The organism is Clostridium magnum DSM 2767, from assembly GCF_001623875.1.
GTDB lineage: Bacteria > Bacillota > Clostridia > Clostridiales > Clostridiaceae > Clostridium_AM > Clostridium_AM magnum.
This window is the reverse complement of the sequence record NZ_LWAE01000002.1, coordinates 815914-828389: the sequence shown is the minus strand read 5'-3', so window position 1 is coordinate 828389 and position 12476 is coordinate 815914. Positions and strand designations below refer to the sequence as shown.

General features: G+C 32.1%; 10 protein-coding genes. 1 reads left to right on the top strand and 9 read right to left on the bottom strand.

Translation table 11 applies throughout. The features are described from left to right. Nucleotides 1-11 precede the first annotated feature (11 nt). Together CLMAG_RS11265 and rsgA are read right to left on the bottom strand one after the other, a co-directional pair. On the bottom strand, nt 12-1259 hold the full coding sequence (locus CLMAG_RS11265) for an MFS transporter (RefSeq protein ID WP_066622086.1): 1248 nt from the start codon (nt 1257-1259) through the stop codon (nt 12-14). A 155-nt stretch (nt 1260-1414) separates the two neighbouring features. After that, the gene (gene rsgA, locus CLMAG_RS11260; protein ID WP_066622084.1) at nt 1415-2497 is read right to left on the bottom strand and encodes a ribosome small subunit-dependent GTPase A; all 1083 of its coding nucleotides are present in this window, start codon (nt 2495-2497) and stop codon (nt 1415-1417) included. Nucleotides 2498-2825: 328 nt separating this feature from the next. On the opposite strand from rsgA, the gene CLMAG_RS11255 reads away from it, so the two are divergent. Further along, entirely contained in the window at nt 2826-3932 is a 1107-nt protein-coding gene (locus CLMAG_RS11255) for a DEAD/DEAH box helicase (protein WP_066622082.1), read from the top strand. Nucleotides 3933-4014: 82 nt separating this feature from the next. On the opposite strand, the gene CLMAG_RS11250 is transcribed toward CLMAG_RS11255, so the two are convergent. From CLMAG_RS11250 to CLMAG_RS11220, 7 genes are all read right to left on the bottom strand, one after another. Beyond that, nucleotides 4015-5226 (bottom strand): EAL and HDOD domain-containing protein, encoded by a 1212-nt coding sequence (locus tag CLMAG_RS11250; RefSeq protein ID WP_066622080.1) that lies wholly within the window; start codon nt 5224-5226, stop codon nt 4015-4017. Nucleotides 5227-5583: 357 nt separating this feature from the next. Next, the gene (locus tag CLMAG_RS11245; RefSeq protein WP_066622078.1) at nt 5584-6609 is read right to left on the bottom strand and encodes a homoserine dehydrogenase; all 1026 of its coding nucleotides are present in this window, start codon (nt 6607-6609) and stop codon (nt 5584-5586) included. A gap of 206 nt (nt 6610-6815) precedes the next feature. Beyond that, nucleotides 6816-7520 (bottom strand): ABC transporter ATP-binding protein, encoded by a 705-nt coding sequence (locus CLMAG_RS11240; RefSeq protein ID WP_066622076.1) that lies wholly within the window; start codon nt 7518-7520, stop codon nt 6816-6818. Then, nucleotides 7514-8296 carry an ABC transporter ATP-binding protein gene (locus tag CLMAG_RS11235; protein ID WP_066622074.1) on the bottom strand — a complete coding sequence of 261 codons (783 nt, stop codon included), beginning with the start codon at nt 8294-8296 and terminating at the stop codon, nt 7514-7516. The genes CLMAG_RS11240 and CLMAG_RS11235 overlap by 7 nt, the downstream gene beginning before the upstream one ends. After that, nucleotides 8274-9224, bottom strand: a complete 951-nt coding sequence (locus tag CLMAG_RS11230) for a branched-chain amino acid ABC transporter permease (protein ID WP_066622071.1) — start codon at nt 9222-9224, stop codon at nt 8274-8276. Before CLMAG_RS11230 ends, CLMAG_RS11235 begins: the two co-directional genes overlap by 23 nt. A gap of 10 nt (nt 9225-9234) precedes the next feature. Next, a complete protein-coding gene (locus tag CLMAG_RS11225) occupies nt 9235-10119 on the bottom strand; it encodes a branched-chain amino acid ABC transporter permease (RefSeq protein WP_066622069.1) in 885 nt (294 codons plus the stop codon). An 89-nt stretch (nt 10120-10208) separates the two neighbouring features. Then, nucleotides 10209-11378 (bottom strand): ABC transporter substrate-binding protein, encoded by a 1170-nt coding sequence (locus CLMAG_RS11220; protein ID WP_066622067.1) that lies wholly within the window; start codon nt 11376-11378, stop codon nt 10209-10211. Nucleotides 11379-12476 lie beyond the last annotated feature (1098 nt).

The following is a 12476-nucleotide window of genomic DNA, read 5'->3' as shown; positions in this document are numbered from 1 at the left end:
AATAATTGAAGTTATTCCTCATCAGCAATCAATTTAGTTCCTTCATTATAGCTAACTATATTAAATAGTTGAGCTGTTAAGAGTACACCTAAAAAGAATAGCGCCCCAGACACTGCATACATAGTTACTAAAGAAAATTGAACTTTTAACCATCCTGCAAAACTCATGGTCACTACCATTGCCCCCATAAAAAGTGGATTTAGAACTCCATTTACTCTTCCTACAAATTCTTCTTCCGTAAATTGAAGAATTAGAGTATTTATTCCTATATGAATACAAGGCATAAATAGTCCATTAAAAAACTCAAGTCCAAAAGTAATGAAAAAGTTTGTAGACATTCCAATACCTACAATTGATATACCATTGACAAGCATTCCAAGAGCTAGTAATTTTTGCGGACTAATCTTTTTTGAAAGACCTAGCAGCACACCACCACCTATAAGCATGGCCGCACCGTTTGTTGCCAGTATCCATTGTAAACTTTCCTTTGGCAAACCCAACCTTTCTATAACAACGAAAATTGTAAGTGGTTGAATAATCCCTACTGCTAAACCAGCTACAGCAAAAACTCCACCAAGTATAGTTAGCATTTTTCTTTTCCAAACATAACAGAAACCATCACTTAGTTCCCGCCAAAAATTTGCCTCCAACTCTTTGTTTTCCTCTTTTACATCAGCAGGAAGAAATGTCAATACAACCGCAGACAGTAGAAATGCAACTCCCATTACCCCTATGGCAACATTAATTCCAAATCTTTGATATACAAAGGTCCCCATCATTGGTCCTATAATCATGAAAATTGCCATCAATGTTTGAAACATTGCCATGCCTGCCTGTAACTTTTCTGCAGGCACATGAATTTTAAATAGCTTCATAGCAGACGGCTGTGAGAACTGTGAAAGAATAGCTGAAATAAAAGTTACAAAAAATACAGCTTGCCAAGTACCAAAAATTATTGCAAGCAGTACTATTAATACTGAAATAGCACTTAATAAATCACACCATACCATTGTTCGTTTAGGTCGCCAACGATCTGCATAGGTTCCCCCTATAAAAGAAAAAATAAATATTGGTGCAAATTCCGCAACAGAAATCATTGAAACCGCAAAGGGATCATTTTGTGTTTTTTCCATTACAAACAGGAGAATAGCAAAATTACGGACCCATACTCCTATTTGCAACAAAATACCTGAAGCCATAATAACTTGAACAAAACGATTTTGAAAAAAACCTGCATCTCCAGATGATGACCTTTCCATCTTATCACTCCTTAAGACTAATATATAAATTCAATCCTATTTTTAGTAGTTATTTTAAACTTTTTCCTTACCTTAGCTAATTAAGCTTAATCACAGATTATTTAAACAGAAAGTCTAAAGAAGGCACCTGTAAAAAACTAGGCGCCTTCTATCAGTTATTTTCTTCTATTCTTATTTTTAATAAATCTCTTGACTTCTTTTATAGCAGCCATACCACCAAACATTTCATTAATTTTTTCCTTTTCAATTTGCTTTGAATTAAGCTCGCTATATTTTAATTCTCTTTTAAGCTTCTTATAATTTTCTAAACGTTCTATGTCAAGCAGACCTTTTTCTATAGCTTCTCTGACAGCACATTTAGGTTCATCCTCATGACTACAATCTGAAAACTTACATCTTTGAGCTATCTCATCTATATCGCTAAAAGATTTATTTAAATCAGCAGTTACTATCCCTAATTCCCTCATTCCTGGAGTATCTATAACAACGCCACCACTCGGAATTAGAAGTAATTCTCGATGAGTTGTAGTATGTCTTCCCTTATCATCATTTCTTATACCCTTTGTTTCTAAAACTTCATTGCCTAAAAGTCTATTTATAAGAGTTGATTTCCCCACTCCAGAAGAACCAATAAAGGCTATAGTTTTACCTTTACTAATATAATTCTTAACAATCAAATATCCATCTTCAGATATACTGCTTGTAACTAATATATCTACGCCAATGGCAACAGATTCCACTTGAAAAACCTTGCTTTCAATATCATTACACAAATCTGCCTTAGTTAAGACAACTACAGGTGCTGCACTACTATTCCAAGCAATTGAAACATATCGCTCTAACCTACGAATATTAAAATCATTATTCAGTGACATACATATAAAAACTATGTCAATATTAGCAGCAACTATTTGACCATCTATTCTAGCTCCTGCTACCTTTCTTTCAAAACAGCTCCTTCTTGAAAGAGTATGATGAATAATTGCAGTTCCCTTTTCATTGGTAGCCCTATCTACTAAAACCCAATCTCCAACTACTGGATAATCAATAGCAGATTTTGAAGTGTAGTTTAATTTGCCAGAAACCTCTGCAAAAATTTCTCCCTCTTCAGTGATAACCTTATAAATATTTCTATATTGAACGGCAACTCTCCCAATATATAATTCTTTCTCATACATTGAAGCTTCTTGAGTATATCTTTCATTTAAACCCAAGTCATATAAATCTACTTTTTTCAATTTTTATTCCTCCCATAATGAACTATAGCCTTTTGACTTTGGGGAGGCATCAAAGATTATTCTGTATGCACCTCCCCATTTATTACAATGTCCATTTCATAGTACTTATTTATATTTGTCACAAAACATCATTCCTCTCTTTTAATGAATTAGTACTAAAATATTATATCACAAAATTAAGAGGTAGAATAAACAGCATCTCAGAGTATTAAGTAGTTGTAATAAAAACTTCTCCAAGATTAAATACTATAATTAGCATTAATTCTAACAGTATGATATTATTAATTAGCAAATGAAACAATATATTATAAGCGAAAGGTAGAACATAATGAATTTTAGAGAATTAGGTATTAGTGAAGATATAATAAATGTATTAAAAGTCAATGGTATTTCTAATCCAACTCCAGTTCAGGCTAACAGTATCAGCCTTATAAAAGAAGGAAAGGATATTATAGCAGAAGCCCAAACAGGTACTGGAAAAACACTAGCATTCTTGCTCCCTATTTTTGAAAATATATCACCTAGCATTGATGAAGTTCAAGCACTTATAATTACTCCTACTAGAGAACTTGCCATTCAAATAACAGAAGAAGCTCTAAAACTTAAAGAAGCTAAAGATATAAACATATTAGCTGCATATGGTGGTAAAGATATAGGTTCTCAGCTTAAAAAGCTAAGAAAGAGTATTCATCTTATAATTGCAACTCCAGGCAGACTTTTAGATCATATTGAAAGGAAGACAATTAATCTCAGCAAATTAAAAACCCTGGTATTTGATGAAGCAGATCAGTTGCTTTTAATGGGATTTAAAAATGAGATGGAGTCTATCATCAAGAATACCTCTAAAAAACGTCAGACTCTTTGCTTTTCTGCAACTATAAGTTCAGAGGTTAAAAGATTAGCTTACAGATATATGACAGATCCTTTAACCATATCTATAAAAAAAGAAGATGTGACACTTGATAATATCGAACAATTTGTTGTAGAAACTACAGACAGACGAAAACAAGATGCATTATGCACTGTTTTGGATCAAGATAACCCCTACATGGCTATCATATTCTGTAGAACCAAAAGACGGTCAGACGAACTTGAAGTTGCTCTTTATAAACGTGGATATGATTGTAAAAAAATACATAGTGATATTGTTCAATCAAAACGAGAAAGGATAATGAAGTCCTTCAGAAATGGTGATTTCCAATATTTAATTGCTACAGATGTGGCGGCTAGAGGCTTGGACATAACTGGAGTTAGCCATATATATAATTACGACATACCAGAAAGTGTAGAAGGTTATATACATCGTATTGGCAGAACAGGAAGAGCTGGTGAAAAAGGCTACACTTGCCTATTTGTTGATCCAAAAGACACTGTAACTCTGCAAGAAATAGAGAGAATTATAAATTTCAAAATACCTAGAAGAGAGTTGAACTAAGTTCTTTTGATTTCATTATACACAAAATACCCTATAGATAGACTTTTTTAGGTCTACTCTATAGGGCATTTACCTATTATTTTCATATGCTTTCTAAACTTTGAAGTCTTTGTACAGCCTCTAAATAGCAACCGCTTACAAAATCCTCATCAAGTCCAAATTTATGAGACAATTCATTTACTTCTTCCCAATCTCCATTTTCATACTTAATAATTAGTTCTAATAATTCAGAAATCATATTATCCTTTTCTAACAGGGCCTCCTTTACATCTTTTGAAACTGGTAACTCGCTTAAAATCTTTTCTATTGGCATATTCATTAATGCATCTATTAAGGAAAACATCCCAGCCAGAAAGGCATCAAAACTAGATATTCTATATTGTATTCTTCGGCTTAATAGTTCTCCAAAAGAAGCTCTAAGTAAAGATAATTTTACAAGTTCATCTACACTACCTTCTCCCATGTTTTGCAATGTGATAATAAAAATCCATTTTTTTAATTCTTCTATTCCAATAATTATTATTGCATCACCAATAGATGTAATCTCTCTTTTAAACCCATAATAAGCCGAATTTACAGACTTTAATAATTTATAGGATAGAGAAACATCATTCTTAATTAGATTTTCAACATTTTTAATATTTACATCACTTTTATTTAATTCATTAATTAAATTAATGTAAGTTAATTTGTAACCGGATATATCCTTACCGGAAATAATTACTGGCTTACAGAAAAAATACCCCTGAAAATAAGAATAACCATATCTCACTGCCTCCTTATAATCTTCTTCTGTTTCCACTTTTTCTGCGAGAAACTTTACATTTTTATTTCTTATTTTATACATAATTTCTTTTCTTTCTTTTCCTTTAGTAAGAAGAAAATCCACTTTTATTATATCCACATAGTTCATTAACTCATCAAACTCTTCATTATATTGAAAGTCATCTAGTGCAATAATATACCCTTTTTCTTTTAACCTTTTGCAGCACTCAACGACTTTATTATCTGGATGTACTGTTTCTAGTACCTCTATAGCAATACAATCTTTTGGAAATGCTTCGATAAGTCCTAGCTTTATAAGTTCCTCATCAAAATTGATAAAAGCACGTTTTCCTCCTGTAACTTTATCAAAACCTATAACTGAAAAACTGTTTCTAATTACATTTAAAGTTGGATTTGAATTTTCTACAGGAACGAATTTATTGTTTTTATTATTTCTAAAAAGAAGTTCATAAGCAATTACCTCTTTATTAATATCAAATATCGCCTGTCTAGCAACATATACATCCATGTTGTATCCCCCTCATACAATATAGTTGTAGAATTTTAAAATGTTTTTACTGAATTATGCTAGTTTGTTTTATAATATATTCTAAACTAAGTATACTACAAGAAATTGAAATTTGCTCTAATTCATTGGCAAATTTTATAAAAAGTTCTTTATTTAGTAAATAACATAACAAACACAAATATGTCTTTGGAACCACTCATATTACAAAATCTTAAAATATTGTTTGTAGACAAGTATTAGCTGTGAATGAAATACTTTATACATAAACATTTTAAGGCTCAACTTGTAGTAACCAACTACTTGTTGAGCCATTTCACCTATGTATTAAAAAAAAAGGGAAAGAGAAAACTTTCATTATTATTCTCCAGATACCTTGCAAATATATATTATATCTCTTAGAATAGAGGCCGCTGCAGCTGTAGTACCTGACGCTCCACCAATTAATGTCAGCTCACCTAGTGTATCTGATATATATCTAACTGCCTTATTTTTGCCATCTACATTATAAAAACTATGTTCTTTACCTACCTTTTCCAGCTTAACAACCATCTTTAATTCTTTTCCTTCTCTGGTTGTCCGTCCAATAAGCTTGTATCTCTTCCCTTCTTCCAAGGCAATTTTGATATCTTCTGGTTTTAAACCTGTAATTCCTTCAATGTTTATATCAGATAATTTTTTTTCTTCCTTCATAATTACATTTGTAAGAATAAGCAGTTTAAATGCAGTATCCCATCCTTCTACATCAAAGCTAGGGTTAGCTTCTGCTATTCCGAAATCCTTTGCTTTTTTAAGGGCAATATCATAAGTACAACCAGTGTCCTCCATCTCTTTTAGAATGTAGTTTGTTGTTCCATTTAAAACACCCTCTATAGAATAAATTTGGGAACCAGCCATTTCTATTACTCCTCCATTAACAGAAGGTAAGGCTCCTCCACAGGTACATCCAATTCCTAAATATACCCCATTTTCTTTTGCAATCTTGTCTAATTTTTTATAACCATGTATGATTGGTCCTTTATTTCCTGTAACTACATGTATTTTATTTTCCAATGATTTTAAAATATATGTTAATGCTGGTTCTCCTGTTTCTTTATTGGTAGATGTTAACTCTACTATTAAATCTACATCTTTTCTTTGTAACATAAAATCAGGCGTAATTTTTTTATTTTCATTAATATCCTCAAATGTATTTTTGCATACTTTTGAAGCAGCTAATAATTCAGCACAATCTATTCCTTTTGGATTATAAATTCCTCCCTTTGAATTCATAATGTATACTACTTCAAAGTCAATTCCTTCTTCCTTCAGTTTAGAACTCTTATCTACAATTAGCTCTATAAAAGCTTTTCCCACTCCCCCGTATCCTATTAATGCAATTCTCATATTGTTTTACTCCTTCGCTATTTCACTTCATACTTATTTTACTTAATTTATGATTTGCTGTAAATATGACCATATTTCTAATTTTTTAATATGAACTCTTGCTTAACCACATCATATTTACATTAGGTTTATATTAAATTAAGCAAAAATAAACTACTAAGACCTTATAGTGCCTTAGTAGTTTTCTAACAATAGCAACAGTTTTTCTACGCTCCAAGATAAGCACTCTTCACACTATCATCATTTAATAGTTCTTGGGCGTTTCCTTCCATTTCAATACACCCGTTCTGTATTACATAAGCTCTGTGTGCAATTTTTAGTGCCATAGATGCATTCTGCTCTATTAATAAAACTGTAGTACCACTTTCATTTATATCTTTTATTATAGAAAAAATCTGCTTAACTATTAAAGGTGCAAGTCCCATCGAAGGCTCATCTAGAAGAAGTAGTTTAGGTCTTGCCATCAGTGCACGTCCTATGGCAAGCATCTGTTGTTCTCCTCCTGAAAGTGTCCCTGCCATTTGGTTTTTACGCTCTAAAAGTCTAGGAAACATTTCGAATATCTTATCATAATCCTTCTTGATCTCAGACTTATCATTCCTTGTATAAGCTCCCATTTCTAGATTTTCCATAATAGACATACTTGCAAAAACTCTTCTTCCTTCTGGAACATGAGATATTCCAAGCCCTACTACCTGGTGTGCTTTTGTTTTATTTACATCATTACCCTTAAATAAAACTTTTCCGCTTTTTGGTTTCAAGGTTCCTGATATGGTTTTAAGAGTTGTAGATTTGCCTGCTCCATTGGCACCTATTAAGGTAACAATTTCACCCTCATTTACCTTCAGGTTTATTCCTTTAAGTGCATGAATTGCTCCATAATATACATTTACATCAACTAATTCTAACATTCCTCGTCTTCACCTCCAAGATAAGCCTTAATAACTTTAGGGTTATTCTTTATTTCTTCTGGATTTCCCTCTGCAATAAGTTGTCCATATTCTAATACATATATTCTGCTGCATACCGTCATTACAAGGGACATATCGTGCTCTATAAGTATAACAGTAATATTAAACTTATCTCTTATCCACATTATAAGGTCTGTCAGCTCTTTTGTTTCATTAGGATTCATACCTGCTGCCGGTTCATCAAGAAGAAGAACCTTAGGATTTGAAGCAAGGGCCCTTGCTATCTCAAGCCTTCTTTGTTCTCCATAAGGTAAATTTTTTGCTAATTCGTCTTTTTTGTCTGCAAGATTGAAAACTTCAAGTAGCTCCATTATCTTTTCATCAGCAATTTTTTCTTCTCTATAAAAGGCTGGTGTTCTAAAGAAAGAAGAAAACACTCCATATTTAGTATTCTTATGAAGACCTACTCGTACATTTTCTCCTACAGTCATCTCACCAAAAAGTCTTATATTTTGGAAAGTTCTTGATACTCCTGAAGCTGCAATGTTATAAGGCTTCATATTTTTTATAGATGTTTCCTTATCGAAGTTATAAACCACATCACCTTCTGATGGAGAATATATGCCTGTAAGAAGATTAAAAAGAGTAGTTTTCCCTGCTCCATTAGGTCCAATTAATCCTACGATTTCACCATGCTCTATGCTCATATTCACCCCAGATACAGCCTTTACTCCTCCGAAAAATCTAGATAAATTATTTACCTTCAACGCTAACATTCTTTGCTCCTCCCTTCTTGAATATCTTGAACTTAACATTACCCATAAGACCTTGAGGTCTATAAACCATTATAGTGAATAGTATAACAGAATATATTATCATTCTAAGTTCTGGTACACCTTGAAGGGCTAAGGATATTAAAGAAAGTGCAATAGCACCTACAACAGAACCACTAATACTGCCCATGCCTCCAAATACAACAATAACAAGTATATCAATAGATTTCATAAACCCAAAGGCATCTGGTTTTATAAAGTAAAAATAACCTGAATATAAAGATCCTGCAGCTCCCGCAAAGAAAGCCCCAACAGTGAAGGCAAGTACCTTATAAAAGGTAGTATTAACACCCATAGCTTCAGCAGCAATTTCATTCTCTCTTATAGCAATACACGCTCTTCCACTTTTTGAATTTATAAAATTCTTTATAAGTATGATTGTAGCAGCGGTAACAACATATAACCATGTCCAAGTAGTATTCTGAGGAATATCATTTAAACCACTGGCTCCCCCTACATATTCATTATTAAGGATTATGATTCTAACAATTTCTCCAAATCCTAATGTAGCTATTGCTAGGTAGTCACCTTTTAATCTTAATGTAGGAATACCTATAACAATACCTGCTAATGCGGCAGTTACCGCTCCTAAAATAATACCAGCCCCAAATGGCATAGATAGTTTTGCAGTAACTACAGCTGAAACATAGGCTCCGATAGCCATAAATGCTGCATGTCCTAGTGAAAATTGACCTGTAAAACCTGTAATAAGATTAAGACTAACTGCTAATATTATATTTATTCCTATTACTACTATATTAAGTAATACATATGAATCCATAATGTCAGCACTTATCAATGCTTGTCCTAGTATATATAGGAAAACCACCATGAATGCTCCCAAAATATTTCTTTTATTTAGTATTTTCATGCTACCCCTCCTATACCTTCTCTTTGACATTACGTCCTAATAAACCATTAGGCTTTATTAAAAGTATTATTATTAAAATAGCAAAAGCTACTCCATCTTTATATAATGAGCCCCCATAAGCACTTACCATAGTCTCTGTCATTCCTAAGAAATAACCTCCAAATACTGCTCCCGGTATAATACCTATACCGCCAATTACCGCTGCTATAAAAGCTTTAAGCCCTGGAACAACCCCCATAAGAGGATTTATAGAGTTATAATATACTCCAACTAGTACTCCTGCCGCCCCAGCAAGAGCAGATCCGATAGCAAAGGTTACTGATACAGTGTTATCAACACTTATTCCCATGTATTGAGCAGCTTCCTTATCCATAGCTACTGCTCTCATAGCCTTACCAGTTTTTGTTTTGTGTATTACATATTGAAGTAATACCATTAAAACAACTGTTATTAGTATGATGTATATATCTGTAGTATTTAGTACCACTCCCCCATTAAATAGCTTTATGCTTTTACTTGCAAGCACTTGCGGGAATGTTCTAGTTTCTGCATTTACAAAATACATAGTTCCATATTCTAAAAATAAAGATACGCTTATTGCTGTTATCAATGCTGCTATTCTGGTAGAGTTTCTTATTGGCTTGTATGCCCCTTTTTCAATGATGATACCAAGAATTGCACAAAGCAACATAGATATAATTAATGCTGGAAAAAATCCTAGATGAAAAAATGTTGTAAGTGCAAATCCTATATAGGCCCCTAACATGTATATGTCACCATGAGCAAAATTTATAAGATTTATTATTCCGTATACCATTGTATATCCTAATGCAATCAATGCATATATACTTCCTAAAGAGAGACCGTTTATTAGCTGTTGTAAAAACTGTTGCACTTTTTTCACTTCCTTTTTAAATTATATTCATTGCCTAATAATAAGTCGGGTAGAGTAAGACTTCTACCCGATATAAATATTTTTCAATATTATTGTGGTAATACTTTCTTTACGAATGTTTGCTCGCCATCTTTCATTTCAAGTACAGTTATTGATTTTATAGGATTATGATTTTTGTCTATAGTAACAGTACCTGTAACACCCTTGAATTCTTTAGTTGCAGCAAGAGCATCCTTAATTTTCTCTGGATTTGCTTCTCCACTTCTCTTTGTAGCATCTGCTAATAAGTATGCTAAGTCATACCCTAAAGCATTGAATGCATCTGGTTCCTTATTGTATTTAGCTTTGAATACTTCTCTGAATTTTACTACTTCTGCTGAAGTATCTTTTGAAGAGTAATGATTTGTGTAATAAACACCATTTAAAGCACTTTTTCCTGCTAACTCTGCAAGTTTTGGTGAATCATAACCGTCTCCTCCAAGTACAGGTACATTAAGTCCTAATTCTCTAGCTTGTTTAACTATTAGACCAACTTCTTCATAGTAACCTGGAAGAAATATTACGTCTGGATTTGCTCCTTTAATCTTTGTAAGAACTGCTTTAAAATCTGTTTCTTTTGCTTGGTAAGCTTGTTCTGTTACAATTTGTCCACCAAGTTTAGTATAAGTTTCCTTAAAGCTTTTTGTAAGTCCCTTACTGTAATCACTAGTACTATCTACAAGTAAAGCTACATTCTTTTTACCAAGATCATTGTATGCAAAGTTAGCCATTCCAACTCCTTGGAAAGAATCACTAAAGCAAGTTTTAAATACATATTCTCTTACTTTTCCATTACTATCTACTGTAACATCGTCTGCAGTAGCTGATGCTGATATTAAAGGTACTTTATTTTGCACTGCAATTGGTGCTGCTGCTTTTGTATTTCCTGAAGTAGCTGCCCCAAGTATTGCAACAACTTTATCTCTTGTAGCAAGTTTTGTAGCTACGTTAGCTGACTCAGCATTTTCTGACTTATTATCAACTTTAACTGTTTCTATTTGTTTACCTAAAACTCCACCATTTTTGTTTATTTCTTCAACAGCTAAAGTAATTCCATCAGTTAAACTTTGTCCATATGTAGCAACGGGTCCTGATAACTCATAGTTAAGTCCTACCTTTATTGTATCTGACTTACCGGATGTCGCTGTATTTTTTCCACATCCCGCCAATGAACCTGTTACGAATAATGCCGCTAATAGTATTGATATTTTTTTTCTCATGTTAAATCTCTCCTCTTTTTATAATATTTTTATCTTAAGTATTATCTGACGATAAACTTATTCTAATCTTCAAAGAAGTTGTCCACTTTATTGAAAATTAATGTATAAAAAAACCCCTACGTGTATATTAATCCACGTAGAGGCGATTTTTACGCTGTACCACTCTACTTCACTATTACCTCACAGCAATAGCATTATCAGGTTCAATTAAACCTTGGCTTGTTAACGCAGCCCTGCGTTATGACTTACTAAAGTTCAGTCACACAACTCAGAAGTGATCATTGCTATCTGATTAATCCGGTTCTCAGCATACCCCGTTCTCTGTACTTAATCTTGCGATAGTTCTGTCTTCGTCATCATTTTTCGGAATTTTATTTATTTTGTCGTTTTATGTATTATTAATTTATAAAGATATTATCACAGGATTTTGCCCGTGTCAATCTTTTTAAGAAATATTTTTTTCACATTTTTATTGGCAATCTATGATAATTTTATTTATTTACTAATGAAAACGTTTTAAAAATACCATATTAAAATTATCACTGAATTAACTTTAGCATAGTAATTTTATCGATACAATAATTCTAATATTCGTAATTATTGAACTTATGATAGAGTGCAAGTTTTTAGTTTAAAATACTGAATTATTGATATTAAAAAAAGACTAAATTGATTAAATTATTCATTTTATAGTTATTATGAAATAATTATATTAAATATCTGCTAAAAAATCATAGCATTACATACAAAATTTTACGTAAATTTCGCTATAATCCCAAAAAAATAAAACAGAAACCAGATTACCTACAATACTAAATTAGGTACTCTGGTTTCTATCTTTTTACAAACCTATTTTTCAAATAATAATCACCTTAAACAATTTTCCTAAATGTAACATATAAATTTTTCAATTTAACTTGACTAATTAACTTTGTAACTCAATCCTCACTATAGTAAGAAAAATTTCTATAACACATTAATATTGAATTCTTATTGACTCGGATTTAAATTTACTGACTATTTTCATATTTTTTCTAACTTGAATCCTCTGAACTAAACCTATAGGCTACAACAAATAGCTAAATATTGAACTTTTAA

Bases quoted from the DNA above. Each gene is read 5' to 3' on its own strand.
- CLMAG_RS11230 (WP_066622071.1), bottom strand. From the start codon at position 9,224: ATGAAAATACTAAATAAAAGAAATATTTTGGGAGCATTCATGGTGGTT.
- CLMAG_RS11220 (WP_066622067.1), bottom strand. From the start codon at position 11,378: ATGAGAAAAAAAATATCAATACTATTAGCGGCATTATTCGTAACAGGT.
- CLMAG_RS11265 (WP_066622086.1), bottom strand. From the start codon at position 1,259: ATGGAAAGGTCATCATCTGGAGATGCAGGTTTTTTTCAAAATCGTTTT.
- CLMAG_RS11235 (WP_066622074.1), bottom strand. From the start codon at position 8,296: ATGTTAGCGTTGAAGGTAAATAATTTATCTAGATTTTTCGGAGGAGTA.
- CLMAG_RS11245 (WP_066622078.1), bottom strand. From the start codon at position 6,609: ATGAGAATTGCATTAATAGGATACGGGGGAGTGGGAAAAGCTTTTATA.
- CLMAG_RS11240 (WP_066622076.1), bottom strand. From the start codon at position 7,520: ATGTTAGAATTAGTTGATGTAAATGTATATTATGGAGCAATTCATGCA.
- CLMAG_RS11255 (WP_066622082.1), top strand. From the start codon at position 2,826: ATGAATTTTAGAGAATTAGGTATTAGTGAAGATATAATAAATGTATTA.
- CLMAG_RS11250 (WP_066622080.1), bottom strand. From the start codon at position 5,226: ATGGATGTATATGTTGCTAGACAGGCGATATTTGATATTAATAAAGAG.